Below are 23,340 nucleotides of genomic sequence, written 5' to 3'. Positions count from 1 at the left end.
TGGCTTTCATTCAATTATTCATAAAAACCCAAATTTATGGCATTCAAAAATCACTATTTGATCATGGTGTTCCTCCTGCTTTGCTTCGGGACGATCCATGCCCAGGAATCGACACACCATGCTTCTGGTGGTGAAGCGATTGGAAGTGGAGGGACGGTAAGTTATACGATTGGCCATCCGATCTACACCACACACAGTGGGACAGAAGGGGAGGTCGCACAGGGCATTCAGCACGCCTTTGAAATCCTGGTGGTTACCGGAACAGAAGAAAACGACATTTTCCTGGAGATGGACGTTTTTCCTAATCCAACCACAAGTATGCTCCATCTTCGGGTTCCGAATTACGATCAACAGGATTTGACCTGCCAATTGTATGATACCCATGGGCGCTTACTGGATCGCAGACCAGTGATCAGCAATATGACCAGCATCCCCACAGAGAAACTGGCCGCCGCCACTTATTATCTGCAAGTCACGGATGCAGCAGGGCAAACGCTTAAAACCTTTCAAATAATCAAACGCTACTAAACCTTTACAGATCATGAAAAAGATTACGATAACCCTATTTGCACTTCTTTTTACTTTTTGCTTAATGGCTCAAGCCCCTCTAAAGATAAGCTATCAGGCCGTCGTCCGGGATGCCAATGGGCAGCTGATTACCAATAGTACGGTAGGTATGCGGATTAGCATTTTAAAAGACAGTCCGACCGGACCGGTTCAATATGCTGAAACGCACACTTCGACCACAAATGCCAATGGCTTAGCAACCCTTGAAATTGGTGAAGGAACACCCGTTAGTGGCGGAACCTTTTTCTCTATTGAGTGGAGAAGTGGGAGTCATTATATTCAAACAGAAACAGATCCAAACGGAGGCACCAATTATACGATTTCAGGTACCAGTCAGCTGCTCAGTGTGCCTTATGCCTTGTACTCAAACATCGCAGGAGTGAGTACGGCATGGACGCGGGTAGGTGACAACGTTGCCTCTGTTCCTTCTGGAAATGTCGGGATAGGTACCGGAGCCTTCATTCCAGAATCCAAGTTACAGGTTGAGGCCGATGATGCAATAAGAATCTATGGAACCCAGGGCAGCTTTAACCATGGAGGCACTATACACTTTGGCGATGGAAACATTGTGTATTTGGAAGAGTATGAAGATGACAACCTGAAGTTGAAGGCCAACAAGACATGGGTGGATTCAGACGTCTGGGTGGGCCCGGATCCTTTTCAGTTGAATACCGGAGTGGATGCCAGTAAATTTGAGGTGAAAGGAGAGCAGGTGGCCATCAGAGGACAGGTCTCGGTAATAAGTGCTAATACCAATTGGAATAGAGGCGTAGTTGGTTCTGTGCAGGGAGGTACGGGAACTAACTGGGGGGTATATGGAGCTGCAAGCAATGGTATCAACAGTGTAGGGGTTTACGGTTTTGGTAGTACTACCGTAGGGGCTACTGGGGTTCACGGCTTCGGACAGGGAGATTTTAGCCGTGGGGTATACGGTGAAGCGAATGGGGCTTTAGCTTTAGCAGGCGCTTTCAATGGCGATGTAAATTATACTGGAGAACTTATGGGGCCTTCTGATGCCAAACTAAAAAAAGAGGTGATGGCACTGGATGGCGCGTTGGAAAAAGTACTTCAGTTAGAACCCAAAACTTACTTCTTTAAAACGGATGAATTTACAGACTTGAACTTACCAACTGGCGCTCAGATGGGCTTCATTGCCCAGGAGGTTCAAGATATTTTTCCTGGGGTGGTTCACGAAACGGCGCACGTGGCGCATCCCAAGCCGGGAGAAGAAACGGAGCTGAGGACAACCGAATACATTAGTATCAATTACCTCAGTTTTATTCCCGTGCTTACCAAAGCCATTCAGGAACAGCAAGAAGAGATCGAATCCCTGAAAAAGGAGAATGAAACCTTACAAGCGCGGCTGGAGCGGTTGGAGGCTCTGGTAGAGGGGCTGCAGAAATAGCAGGGCACTCTATCTGTACGGAACGAAAAGTAAGCAGGCCTTCCCGGAATCAGGAGAGGGCCTGCTCTTTTTGGGATGAAGATTGATCGTGTTCTTAGAAACTACCCTAATCAAAAATCTTATTATAGCTGGAAACCGTATCAAAAAAGTAAACCACCTTCATAGTTATGGTATTGCGCTGCCCTTCTTCCAGCACAGAACGCACATTATTGAAGTAGGACAACTCGATATCCTGTTCGTCCCGCTGAAGGTCATTCTTGTAAACGATATTCAGAAAGCTGCCCGGGCCGAATTGCCAGGCAAAAATCAAGTCAGTGTTGAAGGCATTAAAGTTGAAATCCGCATTCCCTCCAAAGGAGTCATCCCGGATGATATAGCCCTCGGGGTCAAGCCCCCCGTAGTAGTTATAGAGCCCGTAGGACCAGTAGTGCCGTACCCTCAGGGTCAGGGACAGGTTATTTTTGAACAGGTACTTGCCCTGCAAAATATTGACCAGAGTCCTGACATCCCGGACGCCGTACATGGGCTCCCCATCAAAGTACCCGGCAAAGCCCGCTCCATTCAGAAATATCGAGTAGTTGGAAGACGGCGTCAGGGTTAATTTGTCATTGAGCCGGATGATGGGAGAAAGGTTGATATCAAAGTAGTTATTGACAACATAATCAGTAAAATACCCCTCGCCGTAGCCGATGCTGCCATCAAGGGCCAACCGCTTCCGGTAGTCGGTGGATATACCAATCCCGTTGTAGTAAAACTCCGGAATGATAAAGGGCTGCCCATCCACTCTGGCTTCAAAGAGATCAATCCCGTCTCCAATTTGCGAACTCATATTGATAATGATGGCATTGAAGCTTGGAAAAACAAAAGAAAAACGGCCACTGTATCTTCTTTTCAGGATATCGCCCGTCGTATAGTCCTGGTCAAGGCTCAACGTAAACCGATTGGAGTTCCTGTTTAGAATCCAAAAGGGGTTATATTTATTGTATTGCAGCTCTAGGGCGTGCGTCCGGATATTGGTCGCGAAATTCAGGCCGAGATCATTCGGGTTATAGTTTGGCGATTTGCTTTCACTGGATAAGGCATATTTGAAATTGCCTTTGATTTTAGCGATACTGACTGCGTAACTGATGCCATCGTTAGGATTGGCCTTAAAGATATTTTCCAGTAAGCTGGTATCTCGTTGCGTAATGTTGACATTCCCGGAAATGGAATAAGCAGAGCTTTTTGAAACCAGGTTGAACCCGGCAGCGGAAACGTTCGCATCCGTAAAATCACCGGCCCGCATGGTATTGAGGTTGATGAAATAGACAGAGCTGTTGTTGCGCAGGTTTTGGTCCAAAGAGATAATGCTGTAATTGACCAGGGGGTTGGTTTCCACGACTCTGGTTGTTTCCGTTTCGGTATTCTGAATAAGAGCGTTGGTGGGCGCTGTTATGGCATTCATGACTCCTATCCCTAACCCATGCTGGTTTCTGCCGGAAATTTTGGCCACGTTGACCAGTTGGGCAGTCGCAGGGTTCTCCAGGCCCACTTCCATAGTGTCCAGATTAGAAAAGGCCTGACCATACCGGCTCGGCACGCCTCCAATCCGCCTGGAGTAAAACAAGTCGCCCAGGTTAAACAATTCCACCCCTTCCTGAAAGAAGGGCCGCTGCTCTTCAAAGACCACTTCAAAAGCCCCCAGGTTTTTGACGATATTATCAGAGCGCACCTGAGAAAAGTCCGGCAGGAGTGTCATATCAAGCGTAAAGCTTTCGTTCAGCCCCAGTTTCAGGTCGGCCCCTGCCCCGTACCCGATCGTACTTTGCCCGTTGCTGTATTCGGCAAACGAAGAGACATAGGGCGACAGGGAAAGCCGGAGCGGGTCCCTGATGTTGTCCAGGCCTTTCAAAAGCCCCCAGTAGTTGAGCTCTGTTTCCACCTCCTTAGGCACCAAAGCCCACTGCAGCACCGTACGGCTGCGCCGGATTTCCCTTTCAAAGTTCACGCGCCAGACCTGCTCCTCCCCTTTCGGGAAACGAATCGCATAGTACGGGATTTCGATCTCCACAATCCAGCCATCCTCCACCACCTGAACGGCACTTTCCCAAACGGCATTAAACGATCGGTCTGAAATCCGGGAGTCAGACTGCACCCCGGATGCAGATACCGAAAACGTAAAAGCATCAATCATCTGATTGTAGGTATCAAAAGAGACTGTAAACAAGTCGGCATTCAAGTCGTCGTCTCGTTCGCCCAGCTGTGTAAGGATGCTGTCCGGGCGCTCATCATAGCAGTAACCGAGGACGTAAATACTATTATCATCGTAAAGCACCCTCACTTCCGTAGGGAACCTGGGCGGTTGGCCTTCCGTGGGGTTGAGCTCCAGAAAATGGGTAGCGACCTCTGCGTGGCTCCACTGCTGCTCACTATCCAGGCCATCGACCGTCATCTTTTCATAGGTCCGGGACGCGGTCATTTCCTTTCCCTGCCCCCAGGCATAAAAGGAAATGAACAGCATAATCAATATGTTTAGTAATCTGAGCAGTGTATCCAATTGATGCCGTAAAATGGTAGTTTTCAGAATGCCCGCAAATATATGAATATTTGCAGCGGTACACCAACGGCCAAAGCTGCCCGCAACGCAAACCGTATGAGCATCCCCATTCATTGGACAAAGGCACCGGGGCTCAGTTTGGGATATGGGGAAATGGGAACAGCCCTGCTTGCGCAGAGCTGTTCTTTTTTGTACCCGGAGCGGGGCTTGAACCCGCACGGCCGCAATGGCCACAGGATTTTCTTACCAGCTACAGCTTTCGCTGCCCCTGACGGTCAATGTCAGGATTTGTGGTCTGGACTTTCTCTTCGCCCTGCTCTTGAAAAGAGGGTAGGCGCTTCCCGTCAAGTCTCTACACCTTCCCCGGCTAAGGCCGGGGCTTGGCTCGGGATTACCATTCCGATAAAGGAGAAGGCTTCCCCGAATTTGAGAAGTTCTACATCCGGCGTTTCCGCCGGCGCACTCAAATTGCTTTAAGTCCTGCGTGTCTACCAATTCCACCATCCGGGCAATTGGGTACGTTATTTGAAAAAACGGCAATTCAGTTCTACTCCATTGAGCAAAACTTAAAAAGACAATGGCAAGATAACCAAAACGGTAATTACTTGCAATAAAAAAGGTCCTCTGCGCGCAGAAGACCTTAGAGCGGATGACAAGATTCGAACCTGCGACCTCAACCTTGGCAAGGTTGCGCTCTACCAGCTGAGCTACATCCGCTTGTTGTAAGTACACCGCCTCTATCTAAAAGGAAGGGTACGCTCAAGTAATATTTCAAAAAACCAGAACACCTATTTGTCCTGTTTATTAGAGCGGATGACAAGATTCGAACCTGCGACCTCAACCTTGGCAAGGTTGCGCTCTACCAGCTGAGCTACATCCGCTTATCAAAATTTCAAACACCCTTTTTTCAAAGAGCGATGCAAATATACTTTAATCTTTCAGACAAAAGCAAGCCTTTATGCAGACTTTTTTTGCCGTACTCCACAAGTAACTGATCTACAGATTAAAAAAATCGGGAACCTGCAAGATCAGCAAAACTAATATGACCTAAAAGCTACACAACAAAATCCGTAATTAGAGTGGAAAACCTGAGCGCTTCCCGTACATTTGCCGCATAATATACCTGAATCCCTCCCAATCATTCCCTAAAAAGACCAAAAAGAAGAATACTGCAATAGCTATTCGTGGATGTTTTCCAACGTAATGGAGCACAAAAGTTCAGCAAAACCGAGGCTTCAAAGCGTGAAACAGGCCACGTTACTGCGGGCTGGTGCTTTGTCAAGTTTGAAAAGCAGCGTAAGGTGGCCGGAGATGAGTAGAAGGGCATCTCTTCTGCTAGGGATCACATGCGACTTCTCCGAAGTTTTACAGTGCTTATTGGCTTCGCTCTACCCGTTGTTTCATACTTGACAGAGCTCTAACTATTGCAGAGCAGATCTTTATTGATTAGGAACCTTGCAAATTGACTATGGCACAAAGACTACACTTTTTTTGGATTGGCCTGCTGATGGCTTTTACCGTACCCCTCCACGCGCAGTTCGATTGCTGCGCTGCCACGCCCTTAGCGGGGTCCGGGCCGATCAACGTGCCTACCGTCGCGGGGCCGGGCAACGACAACGATAACCTCGCCAACGGCACTTGCCTCGTGGGCGGAGAACACGACACCTACTACTTCGTTTTTGAGGCGACAAGCTCGGGCACCTTTGAAATGCTGGTCACGCCCAACAATCTAAACGCGGATTATGACTTCGCACTGATTGCGAATGCTTGCCCTGGCAGCCCCGGTGCCCAGCAAATTTCCTGCAACTACGTAGGCCCGATCAATACCCCGCCTTTTGTACCTACGGGTATAGCCACGAACCCGGTGGCCTCCTGGGGCATCAATGGTGCAGCAGAATGGGAGAATACCGTCAACCTGACGGCCGGCACGACCTACCTCCTTATCCTCGACAACATCACGGGCAATGACGTGGGCTTTACGATTGAGACCGGCGGCACCGCAACCATCGCGCCGGGCGACGTCGGCGGTGGCCCTCCCCCAACCATCTTCCCGGCTGGGCCTTTCTGCCCCGAAGACCCGCCTTTCCAACTCACTGCCAACCCACCGGGGGGCACCTGGGGCGGCAGTGCCACAAATACCGGCCTCTTTGTGCCTGCCAATAACGGGACGGGGACACACGAAGTGACCTATTCCACCCCGGGCGCCATTTGCCCCAATGAAACCATGCTTGATATTGAAGTGCTTTCCGGGCCAACGATCATCATCAACTCCGGCCAGCCACTCTGCCCGGACTCTCCGCCCACCACACTCACCGCAACACCGCCGGGGGGCACCTGGGGTGGTGTCGCGACGCCTTCCGGGCTGGTCAACCCGCAGGCGCTGGGGCAGGGCTCTTTTCAGGTGACCTACACCGTCACCGGGCCAAATGGGTGCGAAGGCACAGAAACGGGCTTCGTGACTATCCTGCCTCCGCCTACGGTCTCTTTCTCTACGCCGGGCCCTTTCTGTCTGGATGAGGGTGTGGTCACCCTGCAAGCACTGCCCTTTGGGGGCACCTGGTCCGGCGTTGCTTCCGCTAACGGGCAAATCATCACCGGCGCACTGGGGCCGGGGCCGCATACCGCAACCTATTCTTTTACCAATAACAACGGCTGTACCACCACTGAGGACCTGGTCTTTGAAATCGTCCCCAATCCGGTGGTCGCTATCGTGGAGCCTGGCCCATTCTGCCAGGACGACCTCCCGGTGGTGCTCGAGGCTCTTCCTCCCGGAGGTACCTGGGGCGGCGCAGTATCCGCTAACGGCTTATTCGACCCTCAGCAAGCGGGGCCGGGCTTCCACCTCGTGACTTACACGTTTACCGATGTTAACTTTTGCACGAGCACCGATGACTTCCTCATCGAAGTAGCCGCACCGCCTTTCACTTATATCGATGCTCCTCAGGGGCCTTTCTGCAGCAGCAGCCCGCCGGTGCCTCTTACCGGTGTGCCCGGTGGTGGTGTTTGGGGAGGGGAGGCTGCGCCCAATGGCACTTTCAACCCTGCTGGCCGTACCAATGGCACCTATACCGTTACCTACACCTATACGGACCCCAATGGTTGCGAAGCCACTGCGGCCTTCGATCTCGAAATCAGCTCTGATCTGCAGGTTAGCATTCAAGACCCTGGCCCTTACTGTGAAGGGGCCGTGCCGGATACACTGTCCGGCTCTCCTACCGGCGGCAGCTGGTCCGGCGATGTGGATGCGCAGGGCGTTTTTGACCCCTCCGTCCTCCCGCCGGGCAACTACACCGCGGTCTACGATTATACCGACCCGGAAGGGTGCGAAGGCACAGACACCCTGGATTTGGAAATCCTCCCCTTGCCTATGGTGGCGATCGATTCCGTGGGCGTGCTTTGTGAAGATGCAGCACCGGTAAACCTTACGGCCACACCGGCGGGCGGCGTTTGGTCGGGCGATGCTGCTGCAATGGGCACCTTCAATGCCTCAGCCAATGGCCCCGGTACTTACCAGGCTATTTATACCTTTGAAAATGCTGCCGGCTGCTCGGATGCCGATACGGTAGCCATTACGATCGTGCCTTTGCCCGCCCCTATGATCAGCAATGCCGGCCCCTTCTGTGCAAATGATACCCTGCAAACGCTGAGCGCTATGCCGCAGGGCGGGGTTTGGTCGGGTGCCGCAGACGCACAGGGCGGCTTCGATCCTGCCGGGCTGGGCAGCGGCATATATGACGTAATTTATACCCTCACCTCAGACGAAGGCTGTACCGCTGCGGATACCCTGAGCATTGAGGCCCTCGAACTCCCCACCGGCAGCATCAGCGGCAATGGTGATATTTGCCAGGGCAGCAGCGATACCGTACAACTGTCCCTCGACTTCACCGGGCAGCCACCGTTTACTTACACCATCGCTATCGACGGTAACCCGCAGCCGGCTTTGAACAGCAGCGATTTATCGGCCTTCTTTGCGGCTACCCTGCCTGGCAATTATACCTTACTTGAACTCACGGATGCCAATGGGTGTACCATATCCGGGACAGGCTCCGCCACCGTCAACCTCAATACTGCTCCCACTGTCTCGGGCATCATGACCACCTGCGACTCCACCAACACCAGCTACACCCTGAGCTTTCTGATCAGTGGTGGCGACAGTACCAGCTATCAGCTGCAATTTAGCGATGGCTCAACGGTTGATAATGCGCCGGGCAATTACACGACTCCTCCCCTGCCCAATGGCAGTGCCTACAACATCACGGTAACCGATGCCAACGACTGCAACCCTACGGTGGTCTCGGGCACGTTTTCCTGCGATTGCGCAACCGCCGCCGGATCGATGGGCTCCGGGCTGACGACCGTGTGTGAAGATGATACCGCAACCCTGGTGTTTAATCAGGATGCCTTGCTTGACCCCAATGATACCCTGCTGTTCGTACTGCACGACAACAACGGCACTTCTCTGGGCAGCATTCTGGCAGAAAATGATACCCCCGTGTTTGGCTTTCAGCCGGGCATGAACTATGGTCAGACTTATTACGTCTCTGCCGTAGCAACGGATGTGACCGCTGCCGGGGCACCAGATTACAGCAGCCCCTGCCTGTCCGTCTCTATTGGTGCACCCGTAGCCTTCTACGCCCTGCCCACCGGTACGCTACTGGGAGATACCGCCATTTGCGAAGGCAGCACGGCTATTCTGACCTTTGGCCTGACAGGTACCGCCCCCTTCGACTTTACCTACGAGGCTAACGGCATAGCGGATACCATTGAGAATGTCAATACGCCTTATACCCTTCCGGGAATGCCCGGTGCGGCCACAACTTATGTGCTGACCGGGCTTAGCGACAGTTCTCCCGCGAGTTGTAGTAATGTGTTGGCAGACAGCGCCACCGTTGATCTTAATGTCCCGACGAGTTCCAACCAGGCCCTTGAAATTTGCCAGGGCGACAGCCTGCTGATCGGGGGGGCGTTCCAGACGGAACCAGGCACTTACGTGGATACCCTGACCGGGGCCAACAACTGCGATAGCCTGATATTCTCTACGCTCGTGGTCAATATCCCGGATACGACCTTGCTCAGCGGCACCAGTTGCGACCCCGCTCAAACGGGTACGTTTACGGAAGTGCTCACCAATGCGGAGGGCTGCGACAGTGTCATTATGACCACCGTCACCTTGCTGCAGAGCGATACCGTACAGGTACAGCTTGAGTCCTGCAATCCGGCTGATGCAGGCACCACCGAAGAACTACTCGTCAACCAGGATGGGTGCGATAGCCTCGTCATCACCATTACGTCCTTACTGCCTGTTGACACCACTGTCGTGGAAATCAGCTCCTGTGACCCCGCTGAGGTGGGCACCACCGAAGACCTGCTCCTGAACCAGTTTGGGTGCGACAGTCTCGTGGTCACCACCACCGTCTTCCTGGAAAGTGACACCACCTTGCTCGACGCCACTACCTGCAACCCCGCTGAAGCTGGCACCACCGCGGAATTGCTGTCCAATCAGGATGGGTGCGACAGTTTGGTCATTACCACTACTACCCTACTGCCCAGCGATACGACCTTCCTCGATGCCACAAGCTGCAATCCGGCAGAAACCGGCGTCACCGAAGACCTGCTGATGAACCAGTTTGGGTGCGATAGCCTCGTGATCACCACCACTACCATGCTGCCCAGTGATACGACCATGCTCAGCACCACTAGTTGCGACCCCGCTGAGGTAGGTACGGCAGCCGAGCTCCTGACGAATCAATTCGGGTGCGATAGCCTCGTATTGACGACGACCACCTTGCTGCCAAGCGATACCACACAGCTCAATGCCACGACTTGCGACCCGGCAGAAGCGGGCACCACGGAGGCTATACTGACCAATCAGTTTGGCTGTGATAGCCTGATCATTACCACCACTACCCTGCTGCCCAGTGATACCACTATCGTGGAAGCTGGCAGCTGCAACCCGGCAGAGACCGGCACGGAAGAAACCGTGCTCACCAATCAGTTCGGGTGCGATAGCCTGATTGTCACCATCACGTCCCTGCTGCCCAGCGATACGACCCTGATCGCGCAGAGCAGTTGCGACCCGGCTCAGGTGGGCACTACTGAAACGTTATTGGCGAATCAGTTTGGGTGCGACAGCCTGATTGTCACCATCACGTCCCTGCTGCCCAGCGATACGATCATGCTCAGCAATACCAGCTGTGACCCCGCAGACGTAGGTACCACAGCCGAGCTCCTGACGAATCAATTCGGGTGCGACAGCCTCGTGATCACCACCACGACACTCCTGCCCGTCGATACGACCCTCCTCAGCGCTTCCTCCTGCCTTCCGGAAGAAGTCGGCACCGTAACGGAAGTCCTGGTCAATCAGTTTGGGTGCGACAGCCTCGTGATTACCACCACCACGCTCGCCCCGCTCGAAATAGCAGCAGCCATCACCTCCACCTACGGGCCCTATGAGGTCAGCTGTGCCGGAGGGGACGATGGCATGGCAACGGTAGAAATCCTAAGCGGCGACTTCCAACCACCCTTCACCTACGCCTGGTCGAATGGTGCAGCTTCGGCAGCAGTGGACAATCTTGGGGCAGGCACCCACTCCGTGACCGTCACGAGTGCTAATGGCTGTAGCGCAGTGGACTCGATCACCCTCACGGCTCCTGAGGCGCTGCTCATCAACCTCAACATCAGCCCGATCTCTTGTTTCGGAGAAGCCGACGGCGCGGTACAGGTGGTTGCAGAAGGCGGCACCCCGCCTTACGTATACGCCATCGATGATGGAGCCTTTCAAAGTAACAGCACCTTTACCGGCCTGAATGAAGGCAGCTATACCGTTGCCGTTCAGGATGTGAACGGGTGTATTGAATCCGCAGCAATCCTCATCAATCAGCCCCTGGAGCTGGAGGTAAGCCTGGGCGAAGACATCAGTATCGAAGTGGGTGCCGACGCCATCCTCCAAATCCAAACCAATTTGGAGCCTGAGGATATCGATACGATCATCTGGGAACCGCGCTTCCCCACCGAGTGCCCGGATTGCCTGGAACAGGTGGTCACACCACTGGTCACCACCGCGTACTCCGTCATGGTAGTCGACCTCAACGGTTGTACAGCAGGTGATCAGGTCAACGTGCTGGTGGATCAGCGGCAGAGCGTCTACCTGCCCAACGTATTCTCGCCCAATGACGATGGCACCAACGACGTCTTCTATGTTCAGGGAGATGACCGGGTGGAGCAAGTCGATGTCTTCCAGGTCTACAACCGCTGGGGCGAGATCGTCTTCGAAGCCTACAACTTTCAGGTCAACGATAGTCAGTTCGGCTGGGATGGCACCTTCCGGGGCGACCTGATGAACGGTGGCGTGTTCGTTTATTACGTGGTGGCCACTTTTAAAAACGGGACCACAGCAGAGTTCAAGGGCGATGTCATTTTGATGCGGTAAACCGCTTAAAGCCAGAACACAACGCCCGATGAAATTCAATTTTCATCGGGCGTTTTTTATTCCGTAAAGTCCTGACCTTACCCTAACAGATCAGCTCCTTCTCCTCAAGGATCGTCAAGACCACCTCATCCATTAGGATCTGAGACAGGCTGTCGACCTTCGCCAGTTCATATTTGTAGAAGAACTTCAGAGTATGCACCTTACTTTCATAAAAAGCAGCGGTGTAAGTCTGATCTCCAGTCACCAGAGCCTGCTTGGCAGCAGTAGCCATCTTCAGCCACTGCCAGCCCACGGCTACCGTGCTCATCATTTGCATGAAGAGGGTCGCATCAGACAGGTAGCGCTCGTATTGCCCTTTCATAGCGTAGGGCATCAGTTGGCCCAGTACCTTTTGGACCAGCTGCAACTTCTGACCAAGCATACCCGCGTAAGGCTTTAACTCATCGTAGGTCAGTGCCGCCTCTATGTCTTTCTGCACCTCAGCAGCCAGATATTCCAAAGCTTTACCTTTCTGCATCGTCACCTTACGGCCCAGCAAATCCTGCGACTGAATACCGGTGGTGCCTTCGTAAATCGCCATGATGCGGATGTCGCGGAAGTATTGCTGCAGCACAAAATCAGTACAGAAACCGTAGCCGCCCAGCACCTGCAAACCATTGTCCACAGCTTCCCGGCACTTCTCAGAAGGATAGGTCTTGGCAATCGGCGTGAGCAGCTCCAGCAGGAGATAGTACTTCTCGTGGTCGGCCCCTTCCGATACCATTTCCAGGTCGTGGTACAGCGCCGTCTGATTGACCAGGCTGAGCGCCCCTTCGTAAATGGCTTTCTGCAACAGCAACATCCGGCGTACATCCGGGTGGTTGATGATCAGGGTTTGCTCTTCGGAAACATCCTTCGTGCCGTCGTTTTTCAGGCGGCGCCCCTGCGGGCGCTCCTGAGCATACTGCAGGGAAGCATGGTAAGCCGCCGCCGCAATAGATACGGCGCCCCGCCCTACCGCAATCCGGGCCTCATTCATCATCTGGAACATATACTTCAGCCCTTTGTGAGGCTCGCCAACCAGCCAGCCTTTAGCGCCTTCGTTTTCTCCAAAGACCAGGTGGGTCGTGCAGTACCCCCGCTGCCCCATCTTCTGATAGTCTCCCGCTGTCACCACATCGTTGGGCACCAGGCCGCCGCCTTCGGGGCGCTTCTTCGGTACCACAAACAGAGAAATCCCCTTAGTGCCCGCCGGGGCGCCCTTGATGCGGGCCAGCACCAGGTGCACAAAATTGTCGTTGTGCTCGTGGTCGCCACCGGAAATGAAGATCTTCTGCCCCTTAATCTGATAGGTCCCGTCTTCCTGAGGGTAGGCGGTGGTCGTAATATCGGTAAGAGAGCTGCCCGCCTGCGGCTCAGTCAGGCACATCGTACCGCCCCACTGCCCGCCCAGCATATTGGGCACAAAAGTCTCCTTCAGCCATTCATTCCCGAATGCAATGATGAGATGGGCAGCGCCCGCAGTGAGCCCCATATAGCCGGGTACGTTATTATTGGCCGCCTCCATAATATAGTAGGCCGCATGGGAAGCAATGCCTGGCAATTGCATGCCGCCGGCTTCCATGTCGTAAGGGCCCCCAATGACGCCCAGCTCACCGGCTTTCTTCATCGCTTCCCCGATCTTGGGGTGAACGATGATTTTGCCATCCTTGAAATGGGCAGGCGACTCGTCCATTTCCCGGAAAGAGGGGTACAAATCCTGGTCCGAAAAATCTTTGACGGAATCCAAATAGAGGTCTATCGCGTCTTTGTCGTACTCCGCATATCGCGCATACTGAAAAAGCTGCGGCATATCGTGGACCTGATAGAGCTGAAAGCGCAGGGTGTCCATATTAACGTACTCGGCCATGGGTCGTGCTGATTTTTAGTAGGTAATAATTTTACCCGCATAATATCGGCATATTTGACCGGACACGCAATAAAATTTAGCGAAAATTCGCTAAAGTCTTTAAATCCGCTCCAGCGCCCCCACCAAATACCGCCAAAACTTCTGCACCGAAGCAATATTCACCTGCTCATCCGGTGAGTGGGCATGACGGATGGTCGGACCAAAGGAAATCATATCCAGCGCAGGCATATGCTGACTGAGGATACCACACTCCAGTCCGGCGTGACAGGCAGAAACTTTAGGAGCGTCCCCGAATAAGTCTTTGTAAAGGCCCTCCATCGTGCGCATAATTTTGGAATCGGCATTAGGCGCCCAGCCGGGATAATCACCGTCATTCACTACTGTAGCGCCAACCGCTTCGAAAGCAGCGCGTACCGCAAAAGCGACATCATGCTTACCGGACTCAATGGAACTGCGCTGCAGGCTTTGGGTGACGAAGCTGCCCTCCTTGACGATCACCCGCGCCAGGCTGCTCGAGGTTTCCACCAGGTTGGGGATGTCGGGGCTCATCCGCCAGACTCCGTTGGGCACGGCGTACAGGGCGGTCAATACTTTTTCCTGGTCTTCCGGCTTCATGGCCTTTTCGGGCAAGGCCGTTTCGGACTGCTCAATGGACAAACCCGGTTCGATATTGGCGTATTCCCGCCTGAGTTCCTGCCGGCGGGCGTCAAAGGCTTCCAAAAATGCAGTCAGATGGCCATTCGGTACCACGACCACCGCCGAAGATTCCCGGGGTATGGCATTGCGGAGACTGCCCCCGTCAATAGAGACGACACGAAGCCCGTAGGGCCCGCCGGTTTTGTACAGCAGGCGGTTCATAAGTTTGTTGGCGTTGCCCCGCCCTTTGTGGATGTCCATGCCGGAGTGGCCGCCTTTCAGCCCGCGCACCACCAGCTGCAGTGCAGTATGGCCTTCGGGCACCGGCTCTTCGGTGTAGTCCATTTGGGTATTGCTGTCGATACCGCCCGCACAGCCGATGGTCAGCTCATCGTCTTCTTCAGAGTCCAGATTGAGCAGTACTTTACCCTCCAGCATATGGGCATCCAGCCCTTTAGCACCGGTCATACCCGTCTCTTCATCTATTGTAAAAAGCGCTTCGATGGCGGGGTGCTTCAGGTCATCGGCTTCCAGTACCGCCATAATCGCAGCTACGCCAATGCCGTTATCTGCTCCAAGCGTTGTGCCCTCAGCGGTCACCCAGTCGCCCTCAATAGTACTGCGGATGCCTTCGGTGTTGAAGTCAAAATCGGTACCGGCATTCTTTTGGTGCACCATATCGAGGTGGGACTGTAAAATAACGGTGGGGCGGTTTTCCATGCCGGGCGTAGCGGGCTTTTTGATGACGACATTGCCCAGCGCATCGATCAGGGTGAGCAGTTTCAGTGATTCACCGAAGGCGCGCATGAAGGAAATGACCCGGTCTTCCTTTTTGGAAGGGCGGGGCACGGCATTCAGGGCTTCAAAGTTTTTCCAGATGGATTTGGGCTCAAGGCTCAGGGTGGGAATTTGACTCATGGTATTTTTTGCTATTGTTGTCTTGTTCTTTTGATTTAACAGCTTGGGGGGCTTGCAAGGTTCACGGAGGGGGTTCACGCAAAGGCCGCAAAGGGGGCACGCAAAGGCCGTGGAGGGTTTCCCGCTATGTCCGCAAAGGCATTCGCAGCGTCCGCAAAGGACAGCTGCGAAGGGTTTCGGCAGCAACCGTTACCGGTTTTCCATACCGGGATACCTCAAAAAGATGGTAAAAACGAAAAGATGGGCATCCAAAACGCCCAACCGTTGTTTTCAAATACAACCTTACAGGCTATACCGATTGTTCACCGGGAATCTAGCAGAAAAAATTAACCTCTACTAATTATGGATGCGAGAACTTGTCCAAACTGCCAATACCGATACAGCCCCAAAGCGTACCTCAGCGGCATGCTCTTCCGCAGCCTGGGGGACACCTGGGCCTGCCCGGAATGTGGGACGGACCTCCGTTTTGACCGCAAACGGCGGTTGCTGGTGGCACTGGGATTCACGGTTTGGATGGGCGCGCTTTTCCTGCTAAAGGAAGCGCTCGGGCTGAATGGTGCTCAAATTTTGTGGCTGCTTCCGCTTATCCCGTTTGGGGTTCTGTTTTACCTGTTGGACCGCTTCAGACGGGCAGAATAACATTAGTGCCTCAAGCCATAAACCCTTGACACCCCAAGTTTCGTTCTTTTCCGCCTACTCTTCGTTAAAGAACCGCTCCTTTAGCTCGGGCTAGTGCTGCAACAGCCAGCAGTAGTGGATCTTAGGATTGCGGAAGTCCTTGGGGATCGTCGCCCCGGTGATGTCTTTGATGCGGCTGGCCTGTAGCTTTTCCGGCTCCAGCCTGAATTTGCGGAAGTTGGTGGAAAAGTACAACTGCCCTTCCGGCGACAACCGCTTGAGGCAGGCATTGATGAGTTCCGGATGGTCGCGTTGGGTATCCAGAATATCATACATGGCCTTGGAATTGGAGAAGGTGGGCGGGTCCAGCACAATGATATCATAGAGCTGCTCCACGGGCTTTTGCAGCCAGGCTTTCACATCCGCACGGACCAACTCGTGGGGGCCACCTGCAAGGCCATTGAGTTCCAGGTTGCGTTTAGCCCATTCCAGGTAGGTGTTGGACAGGTCGATGGTGGTGGTAGACAACGCCCCGCCGGCAGCAGCGTACACCGTGAATGAACCGGTATAGGCGAAGAGGTTCAGCACCCGCTTGCCTTCCGCCTGTGCCCGTACGGTCTCCCGCGTCGGGCGGTGGTCGAGAAAGAGCCCGGTATCCAGGTAGTCGGCCAGGTTTATAATAAATTGCAGCCCGTTTTCCTGCACCGTAATTTCCGATTGCTGCTCGCTGAGCTTTTCATACTGCTCCCGCCCTTTCTGCGGTTTGCGCTCCTTGTAGTAAATATGCGGATTGGGCACTTCCAGGGCTTCCGCCATTGCCCGCCGCGCCCCGCCCCGCCACAGGCGATAGGACTCTTCGTCCATGCCGTGGTCGCGTTTGTACTCCGCTACGTGCAGGTAAGCTTCATACCGGTCTACCGTAAGCGGAAAACTAGGTAAGTCAGCATCGTAAACCCGGTAGCAGGTGATGTTCTTCTTGCGGGCCCACTTGCGCAAATGTTTGTCCATTTTGCGCAGGCGATTGGCGAAACTCTCAAAGTCGAAGGAAGCCATAAAAACGATTTGCGCCCAAGGTACAAATCTGTCCCCTGGGCGCAAAGATGAATGATCAAGATTCCTGCCTAAACGCGGTTAATCAACAGCAATTGCTTAGTCGTTTGCTTCCCCTCCTGCTGAATGGTCAGGAACAGATTGCCAGGTGTGGCGCCACTCAGGTCAATGGCTTCATCGTAGTTGCCATCAAACTGATTGAGCTGTTGCTGATGAATGACCCTGCCGGAAACATCTGTAACCTGTACGCTCACCGGTGCCGCCTCTGCCGTAAATTGCACGCGGACAGTACCGTAACTCGGGTTGGGGAATGCGCGGTAGCCGGTCAGCTGCAAAGTGCTTGAAGGCAGGTCCATGACTGGTGCGTCTTCCTCAACAATCGCGGGTGCATCCTCTTCCACGCGCTCACAGAGATGAAACTTCGCCCCCAGGTCTTTGATCATCCCACCACGGTTGACGGTCAAAACGAATTCATCGCCGGGCTCGTGCTTGTTCCGCTCCCGCAGCAGCTCGGCATTGCCGTTGACCTTCACGCCGTCCATCGCCAGAATGACATCACCGGGCTGCACACCGTATTCCTCGGCTGGCGTACCCCCAATAATACTGGTGACTTCCGCTCCTTCGCCTTCAGGGCCCTCGCCCCCTACGTATACGCCAATAAAGACGTCGCAGTCTTCCCGGTCTTCATTGAGCACAGTGCGCATATATTCCCTCGACCCCAGCTTCACCGACAGCACCTGCGGCTGCCCATCGCGCAGGACTTTCACCTCCACCTGCTGTCCGGGCTCCACCTTACGCAACACACCGCCTAAACCATAAGTGCCGTTGGTCGCATATCCGGCAACAGACTGTATCACGTCGCCTTTCTGAATGCCGCCGGCTTCCGCTCCTTCCCCGGAGATGATACCGTTTACGGCTACGCCCACCTGATCATCAGTGTCGCCCGGGTAAATGCCTAAAAAGGCTTTGACCGCTTTTACTTTTTTGGTGCGGCTGTTTGGATGCTTGCCGCGAATGCGCTCTTCAATGACTTCCGAAAAGTCGCCGGCATCGCCATTCATGAAAATGCGGACTTCCTCAATTTCTTCGTTTTCATCATCTGAATTGGCACGGCGGAAAAACAGGACCGGTTCCTCCTCTTCACCGTTCGGGTCCACTTCATCCATTACCACCTGAATGTCAACCGTTACGGCGCCCTCCTCATCCGACAGAGTCTTCAGATAAGCTTCCGGGTCTTCATCGCCGGAAAGGCGCTTTTTAACCGTGGTTACGGTACCGTCCTCGTGCGTCACGGTCTTGATTACAGTAATGGAACGATCGCCCTCCTGCGCCTGCAAAGGCGTGCTCAGGACCAGGCAAAAGGCACAGGCGGCCATAAAAAGATAGGTAAAATGCTTTTTCATAAACGTCGGGTGTTTTGATTTTTTATAATTAAATCATCGCCCGGAAGACGATTGATTTACCCAAAAAGTTACATACACCCTTAGAGACAGATAATTATTTGGAGCGTTGCATAAACCGCCAGATAGATTAATCATCGATTTTGCTCCAGAAGCTGCTCAAGCATAAGCATGACCTTTTCTTTTTCCTCCTTCTTCAATTGCACCTCATCAAGCATTTGCACTTTTAAAAAATCCCAAAGCGCCTCCACATCAGCCTTTTGAATGTTATTCTTAAACGCCGTCACGGTTTCCTGAGGAAGTTTGCTGAGCTCTGATAAATCTGATACACTCAGTGTTGGTAGCTTAAGCTGAAGTTGAAGAAAAGTAAGTACGCGCTCTTTTCTGACACCCTCTTCACGCCCCAATTCCAAAAACTGCTCCAAAGTACTCATAGCATCCGGTTTAGTGGTGAATTCTATTTGTTCCAAGTCTTTCATAAACGCTGCTGGCGACCGCTCCGCGACTCCTAATATGTAGGTAATTGTCGCCCGCATTTTGTCTTTATCCGTTGCTCCTTCAAAAATAACATCCAAATACTGAATTATCAAGTCAGGTTTATGCCGCATTGACATGGTAAGCAGCAAACTCCTGAAGTAACTAAGTTCGAGTTTAGCCATTGCTTCCGGAGACAAACGCCCTACATCTTCAAACAGGAAATTGAAGTCCGGCAGGTACTCCTTTATTGTCTCATAGTAGGGCGCTTTATCAAACAATGCTCCGATCGTTTTGGGAGACCAGGATTCTTTCCCGTTGTAAAACACCACGGGCAGTACAGGTTCCGGTTCTCTCCTACCCTGCTTAACAACATTATACATCAGTTGAAATACATATAGCCCAACCTGAATAGCTACATATTTTTCAGGCTTCGATTTATGTTCAAATAAGAGGCAAAAGTAAAAGCTTGACCCCTCCTCTCCTTTGAAACGGCATCTAAAGACAACATCAGCATTAAACAATTGAAGGTTTGGATGAATGGCTGTAGTTTGCTCTTGCTTTAGGCTTTTCAAATCAGCAATCGCTGCAATAGCAGGATAAAAATAGATTAGATAATCACTTACAACCTGTGGATCACTCATCGCCTGACGAAAAAAACGATCGTCAGGCTGAAAGACTTTTTTATTCTTTTTCATACAGAGGGCGATTAGTCACCCCTAAAATAACACAAAATATATTTAATTACAACATTTTTAAACAAAAAAATCACGATACCACCCGCACCATGCTAAACCCATTCCCCTGCTTCGTCACCTGCACCTGCGTAGCGATGCGCTCTTTCAGGGCTTTGACGTGAGAAATGATACCGATAGTTTTCCCGCTCGCCTGCAGGTTTTCCAAGGTGGCTATAGCCAAATCGAGGGTATTCTCATCCAGAGTGCCGAAGCCTTCGTCAATAAAAAGGGACTGTATTTGCGTGTCCCGCCCGGCCAGTTCGCTGAGGCCAAGGGCCAAGGCCAGGCTCACCAGGAAGCTTTCCCCTCCCGAAAGCGTATTCATGGAGCGCCGGTTGTCGGCCTGATAGGTATCTACGATGTCGAGCTCCAGGGTATCGCCTTCCCGCTTTTGGATGAGGTAGCGCCCGTGGAGCTGTTCCAAATGGATATTGGCCAGATGCGTCAGCTTTTGCAGGGTGAGCCCCTGTGCGAACATCCGGAATTTTTTACCATCGGCTTGCCCGATGATGTCGTTGAGTTGCGCCCAGCGGTGATAGCCTTTGCGTTGTTTTTCAAGCTGTTCGACCAATCCGGTGGCTTTGGCTTGCTGTGCCTGTTGCCGACGTTGCTGTTCGGTCAGGGCACCCATCTGCTGCTGTACGGTAGACAAGGCTTCGGCGGCTTCTTCCAGGGCAGCTTCCAACTCCGGAGCTGGGCGATCGGTGAGGGCGCGGGCTTTTTCCTTTTCCAGTTCGGCTTTTGTCTCTTTCAGGCTTTGTTGAACCTGTTGCTGCTGCTGCCGTAAGGTTTCGGCCTCTTTTTCCAGGGCTTGGGCTTCCGGCTCAGGTAGTAAAGCAGACTGCGCGGCGGCGGCATCCTCAAAACCTGCGGAGTGGGCGGCTTTGACCAGCTCGTCTTCAAATCCTTGCAGTTTAGCGGTCAGGCTGATTTGCTGTTCCTGTTTTTCCCTGAGGCTGGATTGGGTGGTGAGCACAGCCTGCTCTGCTTTAACGGCGGCGGATTGTGCCTCGTCCCGCTGTGCTTCCGCCTGATCCTGCCGCTCCTGTAGTGCCTGCCCCACCCTGACCGGGTTTTTGTCGCCAAATAAGGCTTCGCGTTCCTGCTGCAGTTGGGTAAGGGCTAATTGAGATTCCTTTACCGCGGCTTCCTGTTCCTGCACTAATGCCTGCCGCTCTTCCGCCTGCTGATTGAGTTGCTCGAGCTGCGCTTCCAGCACCGCGATTTCCTTTGCCAAGGCCTCGGCTTGTTGTTTTTGGGCAGCCCAGACCTCCCGCCGCTCTTCCAGGGTTTGGAACATAGCTTTGGCCGTTTTCAGCTCAAAGGCAAAACCGTGGGGCTCCAGCAATTGATTAATGCGGGCGGTGCCTTCCTCAAATTGCCGGGCTTTGTCGGACTGCTCTTGCTGCAATCGGTTGACTTCGGCTTCCAGCAGCCGCTGATCGGCGGCGGCATTGTGGTAGCGGCGTTCGGCTTTTTCCAGGTCTGCCTTTATCGCATCCAGTGATTTCAGAACCTGGCTCAGGGTTTTTCGGTCGGCCTGCCGCTGTTCCAATTCGGCTTGTACGGCGGTTAGCTCGCCACTCAGGGACGAAGCTTTCACCCATTGGCTTTCTTTGGGTTGAAGGGCAGCAATTTGCTCTTCATGGGCCACGAGCTGCTCGTATTGCTCCTGCAATTTGCCGGCCAAGTCTTTTTTCTCATCGCCCTGCAACTGCTCGATGCGCATTTCGATCTGCTGTTGCTCGGTCAGGAGTTGCCGTTGCTGCTGCTGGGTTTTTTCCAGTTGCGCTTCCGCACGCTTCAGGTCTTCCCGTGCTTCATCCACAAAGGGCTTCACCTCTTTTTCCCGAAAAGGGTGATGAGTCGACAGGCAAAGCGGGCAGGCCTCGCCTTCCTCCAGGTTAGCACGGTCTTTCTCATAGTTGGCAATGGCCTGCTGCTGCTCAAAAATCCGGCTGCGGTACTGCCGGGTCTGCTGCAATTGATCGATCTGATCGAGGGTGCCCAGGACTTCGGTGTTCAGAATGCGGTCGCGGGACTGCAGCTCTTCCAGTTCGGTTTCCAGACGGCTGTAGGTCGCCAGCAGTTTTTCGTAATCCCGGCTAAGGGTTTGTAGTTTTTCCAGGCGGGTCTGCCGCTGCGTAAGCCCGGTGATTTCCTCGTGCAGGCGGTCCAGCAGAGAGCTGGTATCGGTGGTGAAGGACTTGGGTGCCAGTTGCTCAAGCCGGCTCAGGGTTTGGTCTCGTTTTTGCTTTAAGTCATCGGCCTGTTGCTGCAGTGCAGACAGGGAGGCCGCACCTGTCTTCTGCTTTTTTTGCTGCTGTTCCAGCTTTTTGCTGATGGCCTGTTGTTCCTTGAAGCTGCCGGCCAGCTGTTTCCGTTGCTCGCGGATGCCGGGCAGGTCTTCGGCCAGTTTTGACCAGGAGGCGTGGGTTTCCAGCCATTGGGCTACCGATTCCGCCTTTTCTCTGGCCGTTTGCAAAGCGGTGGCTGTTTTTTGCTGTTGCTGCGTAGTTTTCTGCAGGTCCTCCCGGGCATGGGCAAGGGCATGCTGCTGTTTTTCCAAAGCCGGGCGTTGTCCGGCGATGGTCAGATCCAGGGCTTTGACTTTTTCCAGCACCGGTGCCTGTTTTTGCTGTACCGCTCTGGCTGATTGGAGGGCATCTGCGGTTGCGCTGCTGTTCTTTTTTGCCGTTTCGAGCTGTTGTTGCAATGCTGGGAGTACCTGTTCATCCTTGGCTATGCCTGCATTAAGGGCATGAAGCTGACCGTTGGCGTCCTGCAGGCGCTGAATGGGCAATTGCAGGGGCAGGGCTTTGCGGTGGAGGGCAAGGCGGTCGGCTTTTGGCTGAAAAGCGGTGGATTGCTCCTTCAGGTTGGCGGCTTCCTGCTGCAGGCGTTGTTCTTTTTGCTGCAGTTTTTCCAGTTGAAGCAGCCAGTTGAGTTGTTCCCGGAGTTGCTGCTCTTCTGCCCGCCGGGATTTGACGATATCTTGTAGCTCTTTTAATTGCTGATCGAGGGCTGCAGCTTCTTCTTCCGAAAGCAAGTCGAGCATGCCCAATTCCTGTTCCAGGGCTTCCAGCTTGTTCTTTTCCAGTTTGTGGCGCTCAAAGGCGGCTTTGCTAAGGTCAGAATAGATAGCGGTACCGGTGATGCGCTCCAACAGTTCGCTGCGGTCGCGCTCGTCTGCCTTCAGGAAGGCGGCAAAATCTCCCTGGGACAGCAGCACGGACCGGCAGAAGCGGTCGTAGTCCAGCCCTGTGATCTCAATTATTTTCTCATTGACTTCCCGCTTTTTCTCTCCGATGATTTCAAAGGCCTGTTTTTCGGCATTCCAATGGGACAGTTCCCGGCGGGAGGGCTGTAGGGCACCCTCAGCTTTCTCATGGGCCCGCCAGATGCTCCACTTGCTGCGGTAGCGTTCCTGCCCGACTTCAAACTCCACCTCGGCCAGGCTTTTGCCAGTGCCGTAGGACATGATTTCACCCTCATCCGCCTTCCGGGGCACTTGCCCGTACAACGCCAGGGTGAGGGCATCAAGAATGGTGCTTTTGCCCGCGCCTGTATCTCCGGTGATGGCAAAAAGCCCACTTTCTGACAAGGGGGACTGATCAAAACGAAGTTCCTGCTCCGTGCGCAGGGAATTGAGGTTCAGAAAGCGTATGGTATTGATTCTCAT

11 protein-coding genes and 2 tRNA genes are annotated in these 23,340 nt (G+C 53.4%); 4 read left to right on the top strand and 9 right to left on the bottom strand.

Annotated elements, in window-relative coordinates:
• The first annotated feature begins 36 nt into the window (after positions 1–36).
• Positions 37–528 carry a T9SS type A sorting domain-containing protein gene (locus RIC19_RS03330; RefSeq protein ID WP_350176819.1) on the top strand — a complete coding sequence of 164 codons (492 nt, stop codon included), beginning with the start codon at positions 37–39 and terminating at the stop codon, positions 526–528.
• Positions 529–541: 13 nt separating this feature from the next.
• The gene (locus RIC19_RS03325) at positions 542–1,972 is read left to right on the top strand and encodes a tail fiber domain-containing protein (protein WP_350176817.1); all 1,431 of its coding nucleotides are present in this window, start codon (positions 542–544) and stop codon (positions 1,970–1,972) included.
• A 106-nt stretch (positions 1,973–2,078) separates the two neighbouring features.
• Here RIC19_RS03325 and RIC19_RS03320 read toward each other — a convergent pair whose 3' ends face one another.
• The 3 genes from RIC19_RS03320 to RIC19_RS03310 form a co-directional block, all read right to left on the bottom strand.
• Positions 2,079–4,472, bottom strand: coding sequence for a DUF5916 domain-containing protein (locus RIC19_RS03320; RefSeq protein WP_350176815.1), 2,394 nt, complete (start codon positions 4,470–4,472; stop codon positions 2,079–2,081).
• Between the two features lie 680 nt (positions 4,473–5,152).
• Positions 5,153–5,225, bottom strand: a tRNA-Gly gene (locus RIC19_RS03315).
• A gap of 91 nt (positions 5,226–5,316) precedes the next feature.
• Positions 5,317–5,389 (bottom strand) — tRNA-Gly (locus RIC19_RS03310).
• A 587-nt stretch (positions 5,390–5,976) separates the two neighbouring features.
• Here RIC19_RS03310 and RIC19_RS03305 point away from each other — a divergent pair.
• Entirely contained in the window at positions 5,977–11,937 is a 5,961-nt protein-coding gene (locus RIC19_RS03305; RefSeq protein ID WP_350176813.1) for a T9SS type B sorting domain-containing protein, read from the top strand.
• Between the two features lie 82 nt (positions 11,938–12,019).
• Here the strand turns inward: RIC19_RS03305 and RIC19_RS03300 are convergent, their stop codons facing one another.
• Both RIC19_RS03300 and RIC19_RS03295 read right to left on the bottom strand, forming a co-directional pair.
• On the bottom strand, positions 12,020–13,825 hold the full coding sequence (locus tag RIC19_RS03300; RefSeq protein ID WP_350176811.1) for an acyl-CoA dehydrogenase family protein: 1,806 nt from the start codon (positions 13,823–13,825) through the stop codon (positions 12,020–12,022).
• A gap of 99 nt (positions 13,826–13,924) precedes the next feature.
• Positions 13,925–15,379: an aminoacyl-histidine dipeptidase gene (locus RIC19_RS03295; protein WP_350176809.1), complete on the bottom strand. Its 1,455-nt coding sequence runs from the start codon at positions 15,377–15,379 to the stop codon at positions 13,925–13,927.
• Positions 15,380–15,721: 342 nt separating this feature from the next.
• Between RIC19_RS03295 and RIC19_RS03290 the strand changes: the two genes are divergently transcribed.
• On the top strand, positions 15,722–16,018 hold the full coding sequence (locus RIC19_RS03290; protein ID WP_350176807.1) for a hypothetical protein: 297 nt from the start codon (positions 15,722–15,724) through the stop codon (positions 16,016–16,018).
• 90 nt (positions 16,019–16,108) lie between these two features.
• On the opposite strand, the gene RIC19_RS03285 is transcribed toward RIC19_RS03290, so the two are convergent.
• From RIC19_RS03285 to RIC19_RS03270, 4 genes are all read right to left on the bottom strand, one after another.
• Positions 16,109–17,050 carry a class I SAM-dependent methyltransferase gene (locus RIC19_RS03285; protein ID WP_350176805.1) on the bottom strand — a complete coding sequence of 314 codons (942 nt, stop codon included), beginning with the start codon at positions 17,048–17,050 and terminating at the stop codon, positions 16,109–16,111.
• A 68-nt stretch (positions 17,051–17,118) separates the two neighbouring features.
• Positions 17,119–18,450 carry a PDZ domain-containing protein gene (locus RIC19_RS03280; protein ID WP_350176803.1) on the bottom strand — a complete coding sequence of 444 codons (1,332 nt, stop codon included), beginning with the start codon at positions 18,448–18,450 and terminating at the stop codon, positions 17,119–17,121.
• 131 nt (positions 18,451–18,581) lie between these two features.
• Entirely contained in the window at positions 18,582–19,619 is a 1,038-nt protein-coding gene (locus tag RIC19_RS03275) for an Rpn family recombination-promoting nuclease/putative transposase (protein ID WP_350176801.1), read from the bottom strand.
• Between the two features lie 70 nt (positions 19,620–19,689).
• Entirely contained in the window at positions 19,690–23,340 is a 3,651-nt protein-coding gene (locus RIC19_RS03270) for an AAA family ATPase (protein WP_350176799.1), read from the bottom strand.

It is taken from the genome of Phaeodactylibacter sp. (assembly GCF_040219495.1).
Lineage (GTDB): Bacteria > Bacteroidota > Bacteroidia > Chitinophagales > Saprospiraceae > Phaeodactylibacter.
This window is presented reverse-complemented; position numbering and strand designations above follow the sequence as displayed.

Bases quoted from the DNA above. Each gene is read 5' to 3' on its own strand.
- RIC19_RS03325 (WP_350176817.1), top strand. From the start codon at position 542: ATGAAAAAGATTACGATAACCCTATTTGCACTTCTTTTTACTTTTTGC.
- RIC19_RS03320 (WP_350176815.1), bottom strand. From the start codon at position 4,472: ATGCTGTTCATTTCCTTTTATGCCTGGGGGCAGGGAAAGGAAATGACC.
- RIC19_RS03295 (WP_350176809.1), bottom strand. From the start codon at position 15,379: ATGAGTCAAATTCCCACCCTGAGCCTTGAGCCCAAATCCATCTGGAAA.
- RIC19_RS03300 (WP_350176811.1), bottom strand. From the start codon at position 13,825: ATGGCCGAGTACGTTAATATGGACACCCTGCGCTTTCAGCTCTATCAG.
- RIC19_RS03270 (WP_350176799.1), bottom strand. From the start codon at position 23,340: ATGAGAATCAATACCATACGCTTTCTGAACCTCAATTCCCTGCGCACG.
- RIC19_RS03290 (WP_350176807.1), top strand. From the start codon at position 15,722: ATGGATGCGAGAACTTGTCCAAACTGCCAATACCGATACAGCCCCAAA.
- RIC19_RS03280 (WP_350176803.1), bottom strand. From the start codon at position 18,450: ATGAAAAAGCATTTTACCTATCTTTTTATGGCCGCCTGTGCCTTTTGC.
- RIC19_RS03275 (WP_350176801.1), bottom strand. From the start codon at position 19,619: ATGAAAAAGAATAAAAAAGTCTTTCAGCCTGACGATCGTTTTTTTCGT.
- RIC19_RS03330 (WP_350176819.1), top strand. From the start codon at position 37: ATGGCATTCAAAAATCACTATTTGATCATGGTGTTCCTCCTGCTTTGC.
- RIC19_RS03285 (WP_350176805.1), bottom strand. From the start codon at position 17,050: ATGGCTTCCTTCGACTTTGAGAGTTTCGCCAATCGCCTGCGCAAAATG.
- RIC19_RS03305 (WP_350176813.1), top strand. From the start codon at position 5,977: ATGGCACAAAGACTACACTTTTTTTGGATTGGCCTGCTGATGGCTTTT.